Annotated in this window: 23 protein-coding genes; 9 read left to right on the top strand and 14 right to left on the bottom strand. The window is 51.5% G+C overall.

The genetic code is table 11. The annotated features are described in order from the left end of the window. Window positions 1-44: 44 nt before the first annotated feature. Complete coding sequence (locus DFG60_RS04505; RefSeq protein ID WP_114570541.1) at window positions 45-1,151, bottom strand: ABC transporter ATP-binding protein; 1,107 nt, start codon at window positions 1,149-1,151, stop codon at window positions 45-47. 118 nt (window positions 1,152-1,269) lie between these two features. Continuing rightward, entirely contained in the window at window positions 1,270-2,106 is an 837-nt protein-coding gene (locus DFG60_RS04500) for a PucR family transcriptional regulator (protein WP_157964479.1), read from the bottom strand. A 75-nt stretch (window positions 2,107-2,181) separates the two neighbouring features. Here DFG60_RS04500 and DFG60_RS04495 point away from each other — a divergent pair, with 75 nt between their 5' ends. Both DFG60_RS04495 and DFG60_RS04490 read left to right on the top strand, forming a co-directional pair. After that, a complete protein-coding gene (locus DFG60_RS04495) occupies window positions 2,182-3,309 on the top strand; it encodes a DUF445 domain-containing protein (protein ID WP_114570539.1) in 1,128 nt (375 codons plus the stop codon). 15 nt (window positions 3,310-3,324) lie between these two features. Beyond that, entirely contained in the window at window positions 3,325-3,696 is a 372-nt protein-coding gene (locus tag DFG60_RS04490; RefSeq protein ID WP_114570538.1) for a YlbF family regulator, read from the top strand. Between the two features lie 145 nt (window positions 3,697-3,841). Here DFG60_RS04490 and DFG60_RS04485 read toward each other — a convergent pair whose 3' ends face one another. From DFG60_RS04485 to DFG60_RS04470, 4 genes are all read right to left on the bottom strand, one after another. Continuing rightward, window positions 3,842-4,333, bottom strand: a complete 492-nt coding sequence (locus tag DFG60_RS04485; protein WP_232818622.1) for an NUDIX hydrolase — start codon at window positions 4,331-4,333, stop codon at window positions 3,842-3,844. 175 nt (window positions 4,334-4,508) lie between these two features. After that, window positions 4,509-4,724: a YhzD family protein gene (locus DFG60_RS04480; RefSeq protein ID WP_114570537.1), complete on the bottom strand. Its 216-nt coding sequence runs from the start codon at window positions 4,722-4,724 to the stop codon at window positions 4,509-4,511. 47 nt (window positions 4,725-4,771) lie between these two features. Then, window positions 4,772-5,848 carry a DNA polymerase IV gene (gene dinB / locus DFG60_RS04475; protein WP_232818621.1) on the bottom strand — a complete coding sequence of 359 codons (1,077 nt, stop codon included), beginning with the start codon at window positions 5,846-5,848 and terminating at the stop codon, window positions 4,772-4,774. A gap of 65 nt (window positions 5,849-5,913) precedes the next feature. After that, window positions 5,914-6,822, bottom strand: a complete 909-nt coding sequence (locus DFG60_RS04470) for a magnesium transporter CorA family protein (RefSeq protein ID WP_114570536.1) — start codon at window positions 6,820-6,822, stop codon at window positions 5,914-5,916. Window positions 6,823-7,347: 525 nt separating this feature from the next. On the opposite strand from DFG60_RS04470, the gene DFG60_RS04465 reads away from it, so the two are divergent. From DFG60_RS04465 to namA, 3 genes are read left to right on the top strand one after another with little or no spacing between them, the layout of a single operon-like run. Then, window positions 7,348-8,268, top strand: a complete 921-nt coding sequence (locus DFG60_RS04465; RefSeq protein WP_114570535.1) for an HD domain-containing protein — start codon at window positions 7,348-7,350, stop codon at window positions 8,266-8,268. Between the two features lie 14 nt (window positions 8,269-8,282). Beyond that, complete coding sequence (locus DFG60_RS04460) at window positions 8,283-9,536, top strand: MDR family MFS transporter (protein WP_114570534.1); 1,254 nt, start codon at window positions 8,283-8,285, stop codon at window positions 9,534-9,536. Next, complete coding sequence (gene namA, locus DFG60_RS04455; protein ID WP_114570533.1) at window positions 9,517-10,539, top strand: NADPH dehydrogenase NamA; 1,023 nt, start codon at window positions 9,517-9,519, stop codon at window positions 10,537-10,539. Before DFG60_RS04460 ends, namA begins: the two co-directional genes overlap by 20 nt. A 67-nt stretch (window positions 10,540-10,606) precedes the next feature. Here the strand turns inward: namA and DFG60_RS04450 are convergent, their stop codons facing one another. The 4 genes from DFG60_RS04450 to DFG60_RS04435 form a co-directional block, all read right to left on the bottom strand. Continuing rightward, window positions 10,607-11,521 carry a peptidylprolyl isomerase gene (locus DFG60_RS04450; protein WP_114570532.1) on the bottom strand — a complete coding sequence of 305 codons (915 nt, stop codon included), beginning with the start codon at window positions 11,519-11,521 and terminating at the stop codon, window positions 10,607-10,609. A 258-nt stretch (window positions 11,522-11,779) separates the two neighbouring features. After that, a complete protein-coding gene (locus tag DFG60_RS04445) occupies window positions 11,780-12,349 on the bottom strand; it encodes an HTH-type transcriptional regulator Hpr (RefSeq protein WP_114570531.1) in 570 nt (189 codons plus the stop codon). A gap of 85 nt (window positions 12,350-12,434) precedes the next feature. Continuing rightward, window positions 12,435-12,785 (bottom strand): hypothetical protein, encoded by a 351-nt coding sequence (locus tag DFG60_RS04440; RefSeq protein ID WP_114570530.1) that lies wholly within the window; start codon window positions 12,783-12,785, stop codon window positions 12,435-12,437. Window positions 12,786-12,930: 145 nt separating this feature from the next. After that, on the bottom strand, window positions 12,931-13,356 hold the full coding sequence (locus DFG60_RS04435) for an HIT family protein (RefSeq protein WP_114570529.1): 426 nt from the start codon (window positions 13,354-13,356) through the stop codon (window positions 12,931-12,933). Between the two features lie 155 nt (window positions 13,357-13,511). Here DFG60_RS04435 and DFG60_RS04430 point away from each other — a divergent pair, with 155 nt between their 5' ends. Next, the gene (locus DFG60_RS04430; protein WP_157964478.1) at window positions 13,512-14,513 is read left to right on the top strand and encodes a zinc ribbon domain-containing protein; all 1,002 of its coding nucleotides are present in this window, start codon (window positions 13,512-13,514) and stop codon (window positions 14,511-14,513) included. A gap of 243 nt (window positions 14,514-14,756) precedes the next feature. Here the strand turns inward: DFG60_RS04430 and DFG60_RS04425 are convergent, their stop codons facing one another. From DFG60_RS04425 to DFG60_RS04415, 3 genes are all read right to left on the bottom strand, one after another. Next, window positions 14,757-15,230, bottom strand: coding sequence for a GNAT family N-acetyltransferase (locus tag DFG60_RS04425; RefSeq protein WP_114570572.1), 474 nt, complete (start codon window positions 15,228-15,230; stop codon window positions 14,757-14,759). Between the two features lie 301 nt (window positions 15,231-15,531). Then, window positions 15,532-15,783, bottom strand: a complete 252-nt coding sequence (locus tag DFG60_RS04420; protein WP_114570527.1) for a GlsB/YeaQ/YmgE family stress response membrane protein — start codon at window positions 15,781-15,783, stop codon at window positions 15,532-15,534. Window positions 15,784-15,832: 49 nt separating this feature from the next. Continuing rightward, on the bottom strand, window positions 15,833-16,087 hold the full coding sequence (locus DFG60_RS04415) for a GlsB/YeaQ/YmgE family stress response membrane protein (RefSeq protein ID WP_114570526.1): 255 nt from the start codon (window positions 16,085-16,087) through the stop codon (window positions 15,833-15,835). Window positions 16,088-16,439: 352 nt separating this feature from the next. Between DFG60_RS04415 and DFG60_RS04410 the strand changes: the two genes are divergently transcribed. Next, the gene (locus DFG60_RS04410) at window positions 16,440-17,174 is read left to right on the top strand and encodes an ABC transporter ATP-binding protein (RefSeq protein WP_114570525.1); all 735 of its coding nucleotides are present in this window, start codon (window positions 16,440-16,442) and stop codon (window positions 17,172-17,174) included. Beyond that, window positions 17,171-18,313, top strand: a complete 1,143-nt coding sequence (locus tag DFG60_RS04405; RefSeq protein WP_114570524.1) for an ABC transporter permease — start codon at window positions 17,171-17,173, stop codon at window positions 18,311-18,313. The genes DFG60_RS04410 and DFG60_RS04405 overlap by 4 nt, the downstream gene beginning before the upstream one ends. Window positions 18,314-18,392: 79 nt before the next feature. On the opposite strand, the gene DFG60_RS04400 is transcribed toward DFG60_RS04405, so the two are convergent. Next, window positions 18,393-19,682, bottom strand: coding sequence for an ammonium transporter (locus DFG60_RS04400; protein ID WP_114570523.1), 1,290 nt, complete (start codon window positions 19,680-19,682; stop codon window positions 18,393-18,395). A 117-nt stretch (window positions 19,683-19,799) separates the two neighbouring features. Between DFG60_RS04400 and DFG60_RS04395 the strand changes: the two genes are divergently transcribed. Then, the gene (locus DFG60_RS04395; protein ID WP_114570522.1) at window positions 19,800-20,105 is read left to right on the top strand and encodes a MerR family transcriptional regulator; all 306 of its coding nucleotides are present in this window, start codon (window positions 19,800-19,802) and stop codon (window positions 20,103-20,105) included. Window positions 20,106-20,228 lie beyond the last annotated feature (123 nt).

The following is a 20,228-nucleotide window of genomic DNA, read 5'->3' as shown; positions in this document are numbered from 1 at the left end:
CATTAAAAGACTGGCAAGCGCCTGCTTGCCAGTCTTTTGATGAATTAACGAATAGTAGCTTCCGTAGCAGCGTCGAAGAAGTGTGCTTTCGTCATATCGAAGAAGAGGTCGATTGATGATCCCATCTCGACATGTGAACGAGAATCGACACGTGCCGTGAAGGCTTGGTCACCGATTTTCGAGTAGAGGTACGATTCTGCCCCCATCAACTCAGAAACTTCGATATGTGAGTTGAAACGGTGAGCTGTCTTCGTATCTTGATAGATGAGTTCAGCATGGATGTCTTCAGGACGGATGCCGAGGACGAGGTCCTTGCCGGTATAGCCGCGCTCACGAAGAACCTTCATCTTGCCTTCAGGAATCTCGAACTTCTCTTCGCTGCTGAGGACGTGGAAGAAACCATCCTCTTCGAGACGTCCGTTGACGAAGTTCATTGACGGCGAACCGATGAAGCCTGCGACGAACATGTTATCTGGGTGGTCATATACTTCTTTTGGTGTACCGACTTGCTGGATGAGACCAGCTTTCATGATGACGATACGTGTAGCGAGCGTCATCGCTTCCGTTTGATCGTGCGTGACGTAGATCGTCGTCGTCTCGAGACGCTTGTGGAGCTGGATGATCTCCTTACGCATTTGGACACGGAGTTTCGCGTCGAGGTTCGAGAGCGGCTCGTCCATCAGGAAGACCTTCGCATCACGGACGATGGCGCGACCGATTGCGACACGCTGGCGCTGACCGCCTGAGAGTGCCTTCGGTTTGCGTTCGAGGTATTCCTCGAGACCGAGAATACGGGCAGCGTTGTCGACACGCTGCTTGATTTCCTCTTTCGGGAACTTGCGCAGTTTCAGACCGAATGCCATGTTGTCGAAGACATTCATGTGCGGATAGAGAGCGTAGTTTTGGAAGACCATCGCGATGTCGCGGTCTTTCGGGGCAACGTCGTTCATGCGTTTTCCATCGATGACGAAGTCTCCGCTCGAGATCTCCTCGAGACCTGCGATCATGCGGAGCGTCGTCGACTTACCGCAGCCTGACGGGCCAACGAAGACGATAAATTCCTTATCTTTGATATGAAGGTTGAAGTCGTCAACCGCTTTCGCTGTACCTGAGTATACTTTATCGATATGTTCGAGCCGGATGTCTGCCATGAGTGTGAATTCCTCCCGCGAATGTACTGGATAATAACGCTTACATGAATAGTATAGAAAAAACCAATCGATTCGCATATGGGCATGATGCACGAATGAAACCGTTTGCATTCGTGCATCATGCCGAAAGGAGGAGGTGGAGGAAGGCAGCACCCTCGAAAGTCCGGACATCGATACCCGTCTGTTCGATCAACCGGTCAAGGCGGTACTGCAGACTGTTCCGGTGAAGGAAGAGTTGTTTCGCGGTAAGCGAGGCATTAAGATTGGCACGGAAAAAGACATGGAGCATTCTCTTCGCCTCTTCGTCGAGAGAAGAGAGATAGAGGGATGTAAGCTCGTCCCGGGCAGTATCCGATTGGACTGCAAGGCGTGTATAGGCTGTGAGATGAGAGGTCGTCTCGCCGTCTCTTAAGCAGTCGAGGGCATGTTGTTCGAGCCGGTATCTCTTTGCGATATCCCCTCTGTGGACTGCTTGGCCGACAAGCACCTTAGCTTCCATATAAAAGTCCGTTTTAAGGGCGCTGATCATCTCCTCGATGTCCTCGAAGGGGATGAGATGAGCGATATCTTGCTCGATGACCGTAAAGCGGCTGTCGGACATCGGGACGACCACGGACTCGTCAGGAAAGAAGGACGCGAGGACATCCGATACATCATCTGTAGAAGTGAAGTCGAGTCCTGTGAAATTCAGGTGGGTCATACGATGCCCGTTTTCCTCGATGCAAGATTCATGATCGAGTTTGCTTTTCCAGGCAGCGATTCGGGGGGAGGTCGTCAATACGACCCGGTCAGCGAGCAGACCGAGCAGCTCGATTTCACGATTGCTGAGAGAAACCGCCTTTAAACCGAAACGCAGACCGTCAGGAAGTTGATATACTAGATAAGAAGAGTCGGAATAGACGAAAGGGTCGGTCGTCACTTGTTCACCGAACAGGGACATGATTCGTTTGAACATAAGTTCACCTCGTTGCATTGGTTTCTGTTTTGACTTTACCATAATCGAGTACATATGAAAGGGAGATAAAACCAGATGAATTCATTTTTATTAGTTCTTTCGATGGTCGTGATCGGTGCTTTGATCGGGACCGTCACGAACCATGTCGCCATCAAGATGTTATTTCGTCCGCTCGAAGCGAAGTATATCGGCAAGTACCGCATTCCATTCACGCCTGGTCTCATACCGAAGCGACGGGATGACTTAGCCGCGAATCTCGGCCGGACGGTCGTCAAGCATTTGCTTACGCCTGAAGGAATCGGAAAACGGTTGCGGGAAGAGAGCATGCGGGAGTCGATGATCATTTTCGCTCAGGAAGAGACGAGACGGTTGATGCGCTCAGAAGTAACTGTGCGAGAACTCCTTGCGAAGGTTGCACCGCTACCGGCGGAGAAGATCAGACGGTTCGTCGGGGAGCGTCTTGATCGTGAACTGGACCAGTTCATTGCCGGAATCGTGAGGAAATCGGCGATCGAAGTCATCGGCGAGGAAGGCACGGATAGGATTCGGAAGGCAGTACCGCGCTTCCTCGAGACTATGCTCGAGAAGGCCGAGGCATATTTCGAAAGCGAGGAAGGGACGGCTCAGATCCAGTACATGGCGGACCGCTTTATCCAAGGGAAGTTCGGCGGAGGGATGTTCGGCATGCTGCTCGCGAACATCAATCTCGTCGAAATGATTCGCCCTGAGATCAAACGGGTATTACAGGGAGAGTCGACCAAGGAACTGCTTGGTTCGATGATCATGCAAGAACTCGACAAGACGCTTGAGCAGCCGATCGAACGCCTCGTTGATCAGCAGACGATCGACCGGGCGAAGTGCGTCGCCAAGACGGCAATCATCGAACGGATGAACATCGAAGGATTGCTCGACCGGCCGCTTTCGGCATACTTGTCTTCTTTCGAGACACGAATCGTCGAGGAACTCGTTCCGGGTGCAGTTGATATCCTGACGGAGCGCCTGTCCTCAAAAGTGGGGGACGTGATGAAAAAGCTCGACGTCGAGAAAATCGTCCGTGAAGAAGTGAGTCGTCTCGATACGGCCTACCTCGAGGAAATCGTCCTCTCGATCTCGCGACGCGAATTCAGAGCAATTACTTGGCTCGGCGGGCTGCTAGGTGGTTTAATTGGATTGATACAAGGAGCCATTGCGCTCCTCAGCTAATTGGAGGGAATTTTAATGACACAAACTAATCTCTATGACCATGCTTACACGCTCGAACGCGCATTGCGCGAGACAGCGGAATATACGACGCTGAAAGACTTGTATGCGCAAGTCAATGCCGACCCGGGCGCGAACGAATTGTTCGCATCGTTCCGCAATGTCCAGCTCGAGCTTCAACAAAAGCAGATGCAGGGTGAAGAAATCACGCAAGAAGACATGATCTCTGCTCAGACGAAGATGATGGAAGTGCAGAATAATCCGCTCATCAACCAATTGATGCAAGAAGAGCAGCGGATGCACATGATGCTGACGGAAGTAACGAAAATCATCATGAAGCCGCTCGAAGAACTGTACGCGCCGATGGTTGAAGACGAGGACGTTCAGTAATCCCATTCGACGGGCAAAGGAAGCAAGCCGTTCGTCCTTTGGCAGTGATCCACCTGCAAGTAAATCAGGCACGAAAAACGCTCAGGGGCAATGAACTGAGCGTTTTTTTCGTTTCGGCCAAAGGAGTTCTTATATATGGAACCAATCACCGTTTCACCTTCCAATCCTGAAGTAGACCTTCCTCTACATCGAGTTCGCCGCGACCCAGCCAATCGAAAGCTTTGAGTACGAGCGGCGAGGCGTTCTCGACGGATACCTCATCTTCCGTCACCCATGCCGTCCCGAGGGAATCCTGCCCTTCGAACTGTTCCGGTCTCGTCAGTTGGCCGCCGATTTTCTTCACCAGGAAATAGACACACACATGATGAACTTGAGTGTCATCTCGCCAGTCCGACGAAAGCATGAAGTCGACCACACCGAGTTTCTCGACTATTTCGATCTCCAGACCTGTTTCTTCAAGGAATTCTCGTTTCATGGCGTCCGTCAAGCTTTCATAGTCCTCGAGACTGCCGCCTGGAAGATCATATCGATTGATATAGGGACCGCCATTCTTTTGAATCACCAACAGTTTTTCACCTTCTGCGTACAAGCCATACACTCCGAATGCACGATGGAAGTTCAGTCGTCCTTCCTTCACTTGCTGCTCCTCCTTCGTTCACTGCTTCATTATATGCAACCCCGGCAGTTCGATTCTTTGGCACGTCCTGCAATGAAAAAGGCATTCTTCCGCGACAATCATGCGGAACGAACACCATTTCCTCACTGCGATATCCAAGACGGCGGTTTCTCGGCCCGGCCGCTGGAAATACGTATTATTTCTCGACGGTGTCTACGATTTTCGGCAAGTAGGCCCGTTCGAAGTGAATCAGCTGTCCAGCGCGCGTGACGCGGGCGCCATTGTGCTCAAGCCCCCGTTCCTTCAGCAGACGGATCCCGTCCTCGCGTGCGGTCGAATCATCCGCAGCCTGAAACGTCTCGTCGAGCAGTGTCTTTCCCCGATCCGAAAATGCTGTGATCGTATACTCCATGACAATTCCCCCTTTGTTATCATAAGTGTAATGAATGGTCATTCACTTTACAAGGGGGAGTCGATATCTTGCCAGGAAAGTTGCCGGGCCGATGGCGGCTCCTCGAGATGGCTCACACTCATTCCGATCAAGCGGATCGGAGCATCGAGAGCAATGTCGTTGAACAGCTTCGTCGTGTAATCGAGCAGCGTCTCCTCGTCCGAAGTCGCGTCAGCAAAGGACATCCGCTTCGACCTCGACTGAAAATCCTCCGTCTTCCATTTGACGGTCACGGTGCGGCAGGACATTTTTTTGGCATTCAAGCTTTTGACGACGGATTTTGCTTCCAGGATGAGTGTTTGGAAAATGGTGTCGATATCCTCGGTATCCTCGGGGAATGTCGTCTCGGAACCAATCGACTTCCGTTCGCGATGGGGACGGACTTGCCGTTCATCGATGCCGTGCGCCATCTGATGGAGCTCATTCCCGCGTTCCCTGCCGAACAGCCCGCGCAGTCCTTCTGCACCTGCCGCCTGAAGATCACCGACCGTCAGAAAACCGGCTTTCTCGAGTGAGGCGCGTGTCACCTTACCGACGCCGTGCAGGTCGCCGATCGAGAGCGGGGCGAGGAAAGCGACCACATCTTCAGGAGGGACGACCGTCAGACCGTTCGGCTTCTTGTAGCCGGACGCGATTTTTGCGACGAGCTTCGAGTCGGAGACACCGGCAGAAGCCGTCAGACCGGTACGGCGTTTGATTTCTGACAGGATATATTCCGCGATCCAAGTCGCGCTCGGCAGGTTCAGTTGATTTTCCGTCACGTCGAGATACGCCTCATCAAGTGAGAGCGGTTCGACAAGGGGAGTGATCTCCCGGAACAGCTCCATGATCTGGCTGCTGACGGCGCGATAGACGTCGAACCTCGGGCGGATGAAGACGGCCCGCGGGCAAAGCTGGAAGGCACGGCGTGAAGGCATGGCACTGTGAATGCCATACTTGCGCGCCTCGTAGGAACAGGTGGCGACCACGCCCCGTGCATGCGGAGGTCCGCCGACGACGACCGGGACACCGCGGAGACGGGGACGATCCCGCTGCTCGACCGAAGCATAGAATGCGTCCATATCGATATGAATGATTTTTCGCAATCGCCTTCGCCTCCTTTCGTCAAAAACAGGTATACTGATAGCATAGTGAACAAATGTTCTCTTTTCTAGTTTTTATGTTTTTTCTCCTTCGGCATCCGGACAAGTGAGCCGAGCCATCCTTTCGTCTTCATCCACCAGAAGATCGCTGCGGTCGACAGGAAGATGACGGAGAGAGAGGCGGCATAGCCGTATTTCCAGTCGAGCTCCGGCATGTTCTTGAAGTTCATCCCCCAGATCGCGCCGAGAGCCATCATCGGTGTCGCGACGGCTGTGAAAATCGTCAGTGCCTTCATGATTTCATTTCCTCTGAAGTTCGAGACGGTCGTCGCGAGGTCGAGCAGCACTTCGATGTCTTTCTGATAGTGCTCGATCAGCATGAGGAGTCGTCTGACACGATGCTTCGCGAGACGGAAGGAGTCGCTCTCCGGATAGTCCTCCTCGCTGATGAATGACTCCTGACCGGCAAAGATCAGTTCCTGGAACGGGATGATGATGTCCGACCAGTTCTCGATCGTGCTTCGGAGCGCGAAGATGCTGTCGAGTGAACGTTCGCTGATTCGCCCGCGCAACTCTTCCTGCTTCGCGAGCAAGTCCGCCTCGAAATCATCGATCCCTTCGAAGTAGGTGTTCATCTGAAGCGCAAGGATCGCATAGAAGGCGGCGAACGGCGTGGTTGGTGAGAACTGTGACACGAGGGATGTCACGTGTTCAGGAAACCCTATCGTGATGAGCTCCGAACGTGTCAGGTAGTAGTAGATGACGACCCGGTCCCCTTTGTTCGCCGGGTTTTGCCATGTGATCAAGGAACCGTACAGCGTGTTCAGTCCCGAGTAGGTGTAGTTCGTCTGACGTTTCCGAATCAGGTTGAACCAGTGGAACTTTGCGTTATCCTGATCCTTGTTCTCGTAAAGAGACTGGTCGAACTCATTGATATTGGCGTAACGTCTCCAGGTGAATCGTGTCTCCATATCCATAATGTCTGTCTGCTACTAAAAACATATACGAACGTGCTCGCCCGTGCGAGAGTGTATCCCCAACCGACAGGCCTCGCGGCTCTTTGCACCGTATTCTGCATATGTTGTGTCGTATTATCTAGCAGTTACGCTCCCTTTCTCACACCAACACAGTGTATGTTTTAGCATTTTTCGAATCAATTGCTGTAAACTTTCGGTTCAGCACCTTGCCTGTGGCGTTCAAGTGTTCGATCGAATCGAGTCGTCTCCTGACGGTCAAGAAGACGGACTAGCCTGATCCATTTCTGTTCGTCAGACCGGATGGTTGAGGATTCCCCCGCGTACAAGTTTCAGCGTGGGGAGTAGTACATTTTTCAATTTTCCATTCATATTTGTCAGCTGCGCTGATTGCTATTAACGTACTCCCATGAACGTAGTGTAAAATGGATACTGTCATGATTAGTGTAAGTGAAAGAACGAAAAAATGGTATTGAACTCGTACGGTCCGTTGCCGACCGTCAAAATAAAGCAGAGGAAGTGTTGTGTATGAAAGGTATCGGACAGCTCAGCATCGGAGAGATGCTCGATCAGCGCGTGATGATCAAACAAGCAGTGAAGGGAATCGCGGCGAACGGGAAGCCTTACTTGACGCTCATCTTGAGCGATAAGACGGGGGAGATCGAGACGAAAATGTGGGATACGAGCGACATCGATAAATATGCGCCGCGGAGCATCGTGCATGCGGCAGGAGAAGTGATGGATTATCGAGGACGCACGCAGCTCAAGCTGAAGCAGATCACCGTGCTCGAGGAAAAGAACGTCGAGGACTATCTTCAAGCCGCACCGATTCCGCGAGAGGAACTTGAAACGGAGGTGCTTGCATACATCGAGTCGATCAAGAATCCGGATATGAAGAAACTCGTCAAACATTTAGTGACCCGTGAGTTCGATGCGTATTTCACGCATCCTGCCGCAGTGAAGAACCACCATGCCTTCTATTCAGGACTCGCCTATCATGTCGTTTCGATGTTGAAGCTTGCGGATTCGATCGCCTCGCTCTATCCGACATTGAATCGGGATTTGTTAGTCTCAGGCGTCATCTTGCATGACTATGCGAAGATCAAGGAACTGTCTGATCCGATCACACCGGAGTATACGCTCTCCGGCAAACTCGTCGGCCATATCTCGATGATGGTAGCAGAACTAGAGAAGGTCGGTTCGGAACTGAAGACCGATAAGGAAGTGCTGACGGTCCTTCAGCATCTCGTATTGAGTCACCATGGACGACCGGAATGGGGGTCGGCCGTCGCGCCGCAGATGCGAGAAGCTGAGGTGCTGTTCCTGATCGACAACTTGGATGCCCGTATGACGATGATGGACCGGTTGCTTGAATATGTCGAACCAGGCGGCTTCTCGGAGCGTTCGTTCGCACTCGACAACCGTGCATTCTACCGTCCGAAACTGTGAAGGCGGGATGAAACGTGCGAATCCGGGAATATGACCGTAATTTAAAAATCCGCCTTGGCGGGGAATTTCTGATCAACATTCTTTATTGGTGTTTCTTCCCGTTCATCGCCATCTATCTGGCCGATGAACTCGGAAAGGTGATGGCTGGGACGTTACTGATCGTCTCGCAGGCGCTGAGCGTCGTCGTCAACCTGATGGCAGGGTATTTCGCGGACCGTTACGGGCGGAAGCTGGTAATGGTGTTGTCTGCGTATGGGTATGTCGGGGGATTCCTCCTGTTCGCCTTCGCGAACTCCGTCTGGTATGAGAGCGCCGTTCTCTCGTTCATCGCTTTCACAATGATCGGTGTGTTCAGTTCCATCTATTGGCCGGCGTCCCATGCGATGATCGCCGATATCGTTCCTGAAAAGGATCGTCCTGAGGTGTTCGCCGTCTTTTACTCTGCGGTGAACCTTGCCGTCGTCATCGGACCGGTCCTTGGGAGCGTGCTGTTCTTTGAATACAGGTTCGCGCTCTTGGTCGCATCGAGTATTGCGAGTCTGCTCCTGGCCGTCGTTTTGCAACGTTATTTGCGTGAGACGGTGCCGAACAAGGCGGTCGAGGCGATGACGGCGTCGATGGTGTTCCTGAATCAGATTAAAAGTTATCGTTTGATTTTGAAGGACAGGGTATTTCTTCTGTTCGTGCTTGGAGGGGTCTGTGTCGCGACGGTGTTCATGCAGCTTGACCTGATCATCGCCCTGCACATGCGCGAAGCAGCAGAAACGATCAGCATATTCGGTCTCGAGATTGACGGGATCAAGGCATACGGCATGGTGATGGCTGAAAACGGGTTGCTCGTCGTACTGATGACGGTCATGATGGCCAGGTGGATGGGGCGTTTGTCCGCGAAATGGGTGTTCGTCGCATCGTCGCTGTTGTATGCGATCGGTATATTGATTTTCGGTCTTGCGACCTTCATTCCGCTCTACTTTTTCGCGATGCTGCTGTTTACGGTCGGTGAGCTGATGGTCGTCGGTCTGCAGGACAGCTTCATCGGACAAATCGCTCCGGAAGACCAGCGCGGTCAGTATTATGCTGCGGCGGGTCTCCGCTATACATTCAGCCGTATGATCGCACCGCTCGCCCTGACACTTGCCGCCTTCACGTCGAATGCGGTTGCGATTGGAGTCGTTTCATTTCTTGCCGTGCTTGGTGCTGGCATATACTTAATGATGTTCACGATCATGGAAAGGGAAGGTGTTTCGCGTGAAGACGAAGCTGTTTGAATCAATCGAAATTGGTAAATTGACGTTCAAGAATCGTGTCGTGATGGCGCCGATGTGTATGTATAGCGCGCAAGAAGACGGAATCGCCACGGATTGGCATGTGACCCATTATGCGAGCCGGGCGGTCGGCGGCGTAGGTGGTGTGATTCTCGAGGCGACAGCAGTCGTACCGGACGGGCGCATCTCAGCCGGGGATCTCGGTATTTGGTCCGACGGCCATGTCGCCGGTCTTCGCCGCATTACAGAGCAAGTGAAGGCGGCGGGAGCGAAGGCGGGTATCCAACTTGCCCACGCCGGCCGTAAGAGCACGACGGCGAAACCGCCCGTTGCGCCAAGTGCCGTTCCGTTCAGTGCAGAGTACGAATCACCATCGGCACTGTCGATCAGCGAAATCGAGGAATTGCAACAGGCGTTCGTCGAAGGGGCGAAGCGGGCGAAAGCTGCAGGTTTCGATTTCATCGAACTGCACGGAGCCCATGGTTACCTCATCAATACGTTCCTGTCACCGCTCTCGAACGAACGGACGGACCAATACGGTGGAGCGATCGAGAACAGGATGCGATTCCTTCTCGAGACGATCGATTTGATCAAGACGGAAGTCGATATTCCGATCTGGGTCCGCATCTCTGCTGCTGATCATGCACCGGGCGGAATGACGCCGGACGACTATGTCCCACTCGCCGAAGCGCTTCTCGCCAAGGGAATCGATATGCTCGACTGCAGTTCTGGTGCGGTCGTCGCTGACGCCGTTCCTGCCGTCTATCCTGGTTACCAGGTACCGTACGCTGAACGTCTAAGACAGACTGGAATCCGGACGGGTGCAGTCGGTTTGATCACGTCAGCGGCACTAGCTGAAGAAGTCATTCGCAGCGGACGGGCAGACATCATCCTGCTCGGGCGCGAACTGCTTCGTCAGCCATATTGGGTCTATCATGCTTCTGCTGAGCTCGGTGACGCAGTCCCGATGCCGAAGCAGTATGAACGAGCTCCGGTGCGCCGCTGAGTACTCCTTTTAATTAATGAAAGAAATGCAAAAGGCCGGGAGCATCCGCTCCCGGCCTTAGTCGTACTTATTGTTGTTGTTGCATCATTTGTTGTTGCATTTGCTGTTGTTCTTGTTTATCGAGGTCGAATGCATCTTTGAAATCTTTTTCCTTGATCTCGACGTCGTACTTCTTGATCAACGAACGGTAGATGTCGTTCGGATTGACTTGTGAAGATTTCTCTTCAGAAAGTTCTTTCTTGATGCGTGCCTTCTCTTTTTCGAGCGTGAAGTTTTCCTTCTCTTTACGATCCGTTACTTTGATGATGTGGTAACCGAATTGTGTCTTGATCGGATCAGAAACTTTACCTTCTACGCCGTCCTTGAACGAATAAGTTTCGAACTCTTCGACCATTTTACCTTTTGTGAAATAGCCGAGGTCGCCGCCGTTAGCAGCACTGCCTGTATCTTTTGATTTTGCTTTCGCGATTTTGGCGAAATCGCCGCCCGCGTCGAGTTCTTTCTTGATCGCGTTCGCTTCTTTTTCAGTATCGACGAGAATGTGGCTCGCCTTCACTTCTACCTTCTCTTGGTCGAAGCGCGCTTCGATCTCTTTGTCCGTCACTTTCGATTTTGCAGATTTAGCTTCCGTCAAAAGCATCTGAGTGCGAAGAACTTTCTCGAATTCCTTCTCGTCCTTCACGCCAGCCATTTGGAGAGTCTGCTTGAACTGCTCTTCGTCAGGGAAAGTCTCTTTCGTCTTTTTGACTTCCGCGTCGACTTCCTTTTCAGTGACTTTCTTCCCGTATTCCTTCTCGAGAAGCGCGTTCATAGTTTGTTGGAAAGCGATTTGTGACCCGGCCTTCTCGTAAGCTTCAGCTTGGATATCAGCCTTGTTCACTTCGCCGCCTTTGTAATTGATGACTGCCTCATCGTTCGATCCACACGCTGCCAGCGTGAACACACTTGCGACTGCTGCCGCGCCTAAAAATTTCTTTTTCATACATACACCCCTAGTTTGCCATTTATTTCAACCATCTTATCATATCATATTTCTAACACCTTAACAGCAAGAGCGGTCATGCGCAACCTTGTTCGTTCTGTGTCCATGCTATCATACAGAAAACGAGAATTGGCGAGTTTTTTTATGGGAAATCATGAGTGAAGTTACGGTGACATTGCGATGGAGCGTTCAAGCACGAAAAAAAGCGCTCGATAGCCCGTGGCATGGAGCGCTAAGTCGTTCATTCCTCTGCGAGGCTCAAGCTTTCTTCAGGGAATCCGAGGTAACGTCTTCCGGACGCCGGTCAGCCTCTTCCGTGATCATCTTCGAAGTCTCTGCAAAGATATCCATGAAGCTGTCTCCGTAGAGTCTGCGGACGATAGCTGAGATGTCCGTTAATTCTGGAAATTTACCGTACAGTTCCTGGAGCGGAAGTGAGGCGCGGAACACACCGTTTTCCTCAGGGCGGAATGCCTGTATCGTCTCAAGGAGGAGAGCTTCCCCGGCAGGCGTTAGCTGGACGTATGTGTTTCGTTTATCCGTCTCTTTTTTCGAGAACGTCAAAAGTCCCCGGTCTTCAAGTTTCTTTGAGAAATTGAAGGCGGTCGAGACGTGCATGACACCGTATTTGGCGATCTCAGAAATCGATGCGCCGCCCAGTGCATGGGCGATCCAAAGAATATGATGTTCATTGATGTTCAAGTCGAAAGGTTTGATCCAGTTCTGCCAATCCTTTTCGACGGTCTTCCAAAGCGCTTTGCTCAACTGCACGATTTTATGGCTGTAGAGAAGTGCTTCTTGACCCGGGTATACTTTTTCGTGTTCCATATCTGACTCATCCTTTCGAAAGGTGACAATGGTTCAACGCACAGAAATATCTAATGCACGAGGTCGTGCCTGGTACAGGAGATTACTAGTTGCTAGGGGGAGAGGGTGAAAGTTCCGCGCTCTCCTTTTTTGCCTCGTCAGCAAGCTGTTGGATCTTCGCCAGGGAAGGCTGGATGTCCGCCTGGTAGGTCTTTACTTCCTCTTGGACTACGTCCTTGAAGGCAAGACCGGATAGCTTAGCGGTTTCTACTAGTTTCTTTCCTTGCTCCGTTAATTCCTGCATGTTCGTTACGATTGTAGAATAAGAGTTTCTACGTCGCTTACCATTCGATGAGTCGTTCTTAGTGCCTTGACGAAGCGCGTTCAGACCAGAAACGGTCACGAGTCCGAGCACAGCACCAAAAGCGACCCAGTTTCTGTGGGGGCGCTTCGACATGATTCTCCTCCTTTAGATATTAAAATATTTGTTTTATATTATTTTACCAAAAAGGAGATATTGAAAACCTATTTCGGGAATATTTTTAAATGAGGTGAACGATGACAGAAAAAAGACCGCCTCGAGTTGGGACGGCCTTGCGATTTCAGAGGTGGGATTGAATCGACTTGGCGATTGCTGCCAACGCTTCTGGTGTGTATTCATCGTTATGGACTTCCCATTTCGCTCCGAATCCGTCATGTTTGTCATGACGGGGAAGAAGGTGAAGATGGAAGTGTGAGACGGACTGACCGGCGACCTTCCCTGTATTTGATAGGATATTGATTCCAGCCGCGTCCGTCTCTTTCTGTAAGGCGCGGCTGATTTGCGGCACGGCAGCAAACGTAGCTGCTGCGACTTCTGCCTCGAGTTCGTAGACGTTGTCTGCATGATGCTTCGGGATGACGAGTGTGTGCCCCTTCGTCACCTGGGAAAGGTCGAGGAAGGCGAGGACGTCATCGTTTTCGAATACTTTATGGCTTGGAACTTCGCCGCGTGCGATTTTGCAGAAGATACAGGAATCTTTTTGCATGTTCATTGCCCCTTTCGAGTTGTCTTACTTCATTATACAGAATACAGAACGGCAGGTACCCTTGGAAGAGTACAAAATTTGAAGAGAGGAGTGAAGAAATGGCTTCGAGGAGACAGGAGAGAAAGCGTACGGAAAAGAAGGGGAAGGCGATTTCGATGGCCATTGGTGCAACGGCCATCGCTTTGACTATGTTCGGCGTGTATTTCGCCGTCGTCGAACCCGCGGCGAAGGCTGAACGGACCGACATGATATTTCGTGACGCCGTCAAGTCGAAGGACATTGAGCGTTTCTCTGACATCGTCACGTTGGCGGGGGACCGTCCTGCAAAGGCGGAGGCGGTCCGCCTGCTCCAATGGTTTGGTCTGCAGGATCACTTAGACAAGGCCATCGATGAAATAGCGGGCGATCAAAGGGAATTCAGGAAAGGGAAGCCGTCAAACAGCAAAACTGATTTGTTCGACGTCGTAGAGCAGGACGGTACACTATGGTTCGAGACTTATCAGCTTGACCTGAAGAAACAGAACCTTATCATCGAAAGTGACGTTCCGGCGACGGTCTGGGTCGATGGGGAGCGCAACGGGACCATCGATGAAGAGCCGCTCGAGCTTGAATTGTACCCTGGTGAATATAGCGTCTTGGTTCGTGCCGAAAAGGACGGGAAGACTGGAGAAGTCAGGGAAGCCGTCCAGGTTGGGGAAAAGCCTTCATCAAAAATGACGGTTTCGCTCGAAGCGCAGCTCGCTCCGGACCTCGTAGGGCAGTATGATGTGGATATCAGGAAGGTGTTCGAGATGGAAGTGAAGGCGCAGACTGGCCGCTCACTTGACGAGATGGAGGATTTCGTCGGTGAGAAGAGAGGGGATCTTGAAAAGGCGTTCGGCAAGAGTGAACGGAAGTTGGAAGGGTATTCTCAATACGAGGGGATGCAGGTCCGGTATCGGAAGGGACGAATTCAGGAGATTCGTATCGATCTGCGGAAGTCTGAATCAGATCTTCTGGCCCTAACGGGAGAACCTGAGCGCAGAGTAGAACGCGGGGGAGCTGTCGTGTGGGAATATCCGTCATCATTCTTCGAGGAGGTATTCGACTGGTTCGGCTTTGGTGTGAAAAAAGAAGTGCTCGAGGTTGATGGCCGGATGTGGTTGTCGCTTTCGTAAGGTTTGAACCACCTCCACCCACGCCCGCGATTGGAGGTGGATGATTCCTGGGTTGTCTAGCGTTCATGTCCCGGTCGTGGCGGCTCCCGAATCCGAGGATCAGCACTGTCTGCTCGGAGGCGGGCGTATTCTCGCTTAACTATGTTAAAGGATCTTTCCGGTAATACCTGCAGTACGAAAGGTAATATTGAGCAACTTTAAAAATGCTCGGAATGCCGAGCATTTTTAAAGTTGCTGTCTTCTTTACAACGCTTTTTTGTAAGAGATAAGAGTTGTTCTTTCATTCAAAGTCTTAGATTCGCCTGTCTTTACATATCCCATCTTTTCGTATAAGTAGCAATTGCGTTCTTCCTCTAAAATCGTGCGCAGTTCCCAACTTGTTGCTTGAGGATACATCTCTTCCGCCAATTTCATGGCCGTTTGAGCAATCCCTCTTCCTTGATATTCGGGAAGGATGAACATTGGACTTATGCTGAAACATGTGGTTTCATCCTTGCAGAGAACTCTAATTGCACCAATCAGCTTATCATCGCATAAGATTTGATAGAATCCGCCATTATGATGGTTTATTCGAATTATTATCCGTTCAATGTCCTCGTTGGCCGGATTCGTGTCGAAGTCTTGATATTTTTTGAGTAAAGGCATGAATGATTTTACTTGGATATCATGTAGTTCATTTGCGTCAGATGAAGTCGCCTTCTTCAATTCGATTTTCACTTCCATCACCTCGATGTTCATTTGTTTGAGTATACATTATTTTACAAACACGTGATTCTTTTTACTGCAATTGGTTCTTTACTTTGCCTATCGTGATGAGAAAATCTGGTATGATCTTGGTGAAATCGTATTTTCCCATCGAATGCCGATTCGGGTAGACGCTCCTGATGATTATCGGGACGAAAACAAAAGATAGCCATCTGATCCCTAAAAGAATCAGATGGCTATCTTCATTGCTTGTTAATATTTTCAAGTCTGAAAGGGAGTACGTTGAATGCAACAGCCTTGTTTCGACTTCCGATTATCGTTTGTTCACTGCACGAAGAATGAACGAGACGATAAGGATCAAGATGATCGCACCGAGAAGAGCGGGTACGATAGCGAACCCAGCGAGGTCAGGACCCCATGTGCCGAACAGCGCTTGACCAATCAATGCACCTACGAAACCTGCGATGATGTTACCAATGATGCCGCCTGGTACGTCTTTACCTAGAATCAAGCTTGCAAGCCACCCAATAATACCGCCGACGATCAATGCCCATAAGAATCCCATTTAAAACACTCCTTTTTATTGTTGTATTAGAACGTTGCTGTGCTTCTTCTTAGCGTTTCTTGCTCAGTGCACGCAGGATGATTGAAACGATAAAGATCAAGATAATTGCGCCGAGAATGGCTGGAATGATAGCGAAACCGGCCAAGTCCGGCCCCCACGTACCAAACAGCGATTGACCAATCATCGCACCGATGAAACCAGCAACAATGTTCCCGATAACTCCGCCAGGTACGTCGCGTCCGATCAATAGACTAGCGACCCACCCAATCAAACCTCCAACAATCAATGCCCATAAGAATCCCATCAATAACACTCCTTTAGTTGTAATAATAATTTACCTTTTTTCCTTCTCCGTTAAACACCGGTGAAGGGCTAGATGGAAAATAAGACCGATTACATGTTAACCTCTTTCTGAACCATTTCATAATGTATTGGTATATACAACTAGAAGTGTAGACCAATTGTCCGATTATGAAATAAGCAAGCGATTCCTTCGCCTCCTTACGTCTCGATTTTTTTATATTGATGTAACGATTACACTACTAATGATTGCCGAAAATGAAAACATTCAAACCTTTTTCATCTAAAAAAATATTACGCAGTGGAAAAAAAACTCCTGATTGACTAGGATGAAGTAGAAGAAGGGGGAATGAAGGATGTTACTTGAAATCAACAATTTGTCAGGCGGGTATGGTGCCAAACAAGTTATACATGATATTGATATAAAGGTTAACGCAGGTGAGCTTGTCGGTCTGATCGGTCTGAACGGAGCAGGGAAATCGACGACGATCAAGCATGTTCTCGGCTTGTTGCCCGTCAAATCGGGACAGGTGAAGGTGAACGGGTATGAATTAGAACAGGACGAGCAATCCTATAGAAGACAGGTCGCCTACATCCCGGAACAGCCGATGCTGTACGAGCAGCTGACGTTGCAGGAACACCTTCGTCTGATCGCCCAAGGCTATGGTGTCGATGAGGGGACAGCAAAAGAACGGTCGGACTTCTATGCGGAAAGGATGCGGATGAAGAAGCAGCTTGCCTGGTTTCCGAGCGTCTTTTCTAAAGGGATGAAGCAAAAGGCGATGATTCTCTGCGCCCTCGTCACAGGAAGCGAACTGCTGGTCGTCGACGAACCGTTCGTCGGACTTGATCCGCTGGCGATTCGTGAGCTCCTGCTCATCTTCTCGGAACTGAAGAAAGAGGGGAAGGGGATTTTGATGTCTACGCATATCCTCGAGACGGCAGAACGACACTGTGACCGCTTCGTCTTGCTCCATGAAGGGCGTGTAGCGGCAGAGGGGACGACAGAGGAATTGCGCAGACGGTACGGTCTTGAGAACGGAACGCTCGACGACCTGTACGTCCGTGCGATCGAGGAGGCGGAACGATGAACGGATCGACCCTCTGGCGCGACCGTCTGTCGTCCTCGATGGTCGAGACGATGAAGTATATGCGCTACATGGCGAACGGTGGTTTACTCTTTACCGTCTACTTCGTCCTGCTTTACGGCTTGGTCGTCTACGGCCGTTTTCTGGACGAGGTGGACGTATCTTTTCCAAGTCGTTGGCTGATGGCCGCTTGCTTCTTGCTCGCTGCTGCCTACCGTTCATCAAGAACGTTCCTCGTAGAAGCCGATCAGGTTTTCCTGCTGCCCACGCTATCGCGACTTCAGCCGTTCATGAACAGGGTGCGTCTTTACAACGCGCTATTCGGGATGGCCAGAGCGGTCGTTCCGTTCCTGTTCGTCAGCGCACTCTATGTCCGCACAGAAAGTATCGGCGCGCTCGAACTTTTAGTCCTCTTCGCGAGTATCGCAGTTTTCGGGGCCGCCGCGAACTTATCGAAGCTTGAGCACGTTCCGCATCGAATTGTCATATTATATGCATGCGGTGCCAGCATTCTGGTCCTTGTGGATATGGAGATGATGGTCGGTGTCGTGGCTTTCTTCTTGATGATCGTGTTGCACCTGAAACGTAACGAACGCCTGCCTCTGCTTGAATGGACGATGCTTGAGCGAGAATCGCGTGAACGTTTCTATAGAGTCGCCAACTGGTTCGTCGATGTGCCGAGAATGCCGCAGAGCTACCGTCCGCGCCGTCTGCTCAGTAGTTTGGTCGAGCGGACGGCCAATGCCGAGGGGAGATCGTTCGACTACCTTTATCGAAAACAGTTCATTCGCAGTACGGACGGCCTGGGTCTGATTCTCCGTCTGACGATGGTCGCAACGGTCTTCATGTGGCTCGGGCAAGGAAATGACTGGATGGTCGCGCTTGCGATCCCGGCCTTTGTCGGAGTCACGGTCTTCCAGCTCGCGCCGTTCACTCGGGCGATAAATGAACATTTGTTGACACGCCTGCTACCGCTCCCGGAAACAGGCCGACAGGCGGCGAAACGACGGTTGATTCGCTTCGCTTACGGTGTGCAAACCGTCATCTTGTCGCTGGCTGGGCTGGTGTTCGGAGGAGGAACTGCGATCCTGCCTGCTGCTGTGGTTACAGTCCTGATCGGTGAGTATTACGCACGGAAATGAGCTTTTATGCATCAAAAAGTCCCTTATTCCTTACCGGAAAAGGGACTTTCGTCATGCAGAGGGGAAGGTCTCAGGTGAATCAGTTCGCACTTTCGCGCTCGTCCACCTCATACGCGACATCCTGCGAACGGGAAGGAGGTAGATCGTAAGACGGCTGGCCGTGTTCTGCGACATCGAGTCCGCGGAGCTCGTCTTCGCGGCCGATCCGGAGACCGATCGTCATGTCGAGCACTTTCAGGAATGCATAGCTGAGGACGCTGACGATGGCGATCGCGAGGACGACACCGAGCGCCTGGACACCGAGCTGCGAGAATCCGCCTCCATAGAAGAGTCCTGCGCTGCCGATGCCAGTCGTCTCGACGAGCCGTGGTGAGGCGAACAGGCCAGTCGCGAGCGTACCGAATATTCCGGCTACGCCGTGGACGGAGAAGGCGCAAAGCGGATCGTCGACGTGCCGTGCGAGAGCGATGCTCGTGCCGTAGGTCAACATACCGGAAAGGAATCCGATCAGTGCGGCAGCCCAAGGCTCAACGAAAGCGCAGGCGGCTGTGATCGCGACGAGTGCCGCCAAGACACCGTTGATGATCGAAGGAATGTCAGCGACGCGGCGGTGCCAGAAGGAGACGGCCAGCGCGCCGAGCGCGCCTGCAGCCGTCGCGAGGAGCGTCGTCAAAGCGACGTAGCTGAAGAATCCGTCAGCGATCGTCAACGTCGAACCGGCGTTGAAGCCAAACCAGCAGAGCCAGAGGATGAACGTGCCGACGACGGAGTAGATGACGTTGTGCCCGAGGAGCGGACTCTTCTCGGCTCCGATTCGTTTCTTCAATATAAGGGCAGCGACGAGTGCCGCGATTCCACCTTGGAGATGGACGACGGTCGAGCCTGCGAAATCCTGCATGCCGAGCGAACCGAGAAATCCGCCGGCCCAGACGGAGCGTGCGATGATCGGGTAGATGATCGCGATGAAGAATGTGCCGAACAGCAGATAGACGGAAAGCTTGGCGCGTTCTGCGAATCCGCCCCACGCGATAGCTAGGGAGACTGCGGCGAAAGAGAGCTGGAACAGGAACTTGACATCGATCGTCACGTGCGACCAGTCGAGCGAGGCGAAGTTGCCGGCAAGGAAGAATCCTTCCGTGCCGAAGACCGAGTTGCCGTCCCCGAAGGTAAGACCGAACCCGACCGCCCAGAACGCGAGGGCTGCGACCGAGAAGCTGATCAGCTGTTTGACAGCTACGTGACCAGCGTTCTTCGCTCGAAGCATTCCCGTCTCGAGAAGCAAGAATCCGATTTGCATCGTAAAGACGAGCAGGGCTGCGAATAAGACGTAAAACGTGTCGATGGAGACGAATAAATCCGCTGTACTCATGGTGATTCCTCCTTTTTGTCAGTTGAGATGTGATAACTTTAATCGCAAAAGGGTAAAGAGTAACGACTTGTGTCAGATAATCTGACATGGTATTTTTCTGTAAAGGGAGGAAGTGCCATGGGAGAGGGTTACCGGGAGAAAAAAGTGATGACGATCGGCATCGTCTGCGAACTGACGGGATTGTCAGAGCGGCAAATCCGTTACTATGAGAAGAGGAAACTGATCCATCCTGAACGATCTGCCGGCAACACAAGGAAATATTCCTTTACGGATGTCGAACGGCTCGTCGCCGTGGCAGAAAAAATCGAGGAGGGATGGAGTACGCACGACATCAAGGAGAAGGAAAGAAAGATCACCCAGGAACAGCGGACGGATCTGATTCGCGGTCAGCTAAACGCGGCGTTCGGCATGTACCGCAAATAAGCGGAAGAATGGACACATTTGTAAACGATTTAATGGGACAGTCGTCTTGATTTCAAGTATAATGTTTCTGTATTCACAAACTTATTGGGATCATTTTTTGGGGCGAAAGAATCAGATATAAAG

The organism is Exiguobacterium flavidum, assembly GCF_003344535.1.
GTDB classification, from domain to species: Bacteria; Bacillota; Bacilli; order Exiguobacteriales; family Exiguobacteriaceae; genus Exiguobacterium_A; species Exiguobacterium_A flavidum.
The sequence above is the reverse complement of the archived record's forward strand: the minus strand, read 5'-3'. Positions and strand labels throughout refer to the sequence as shown.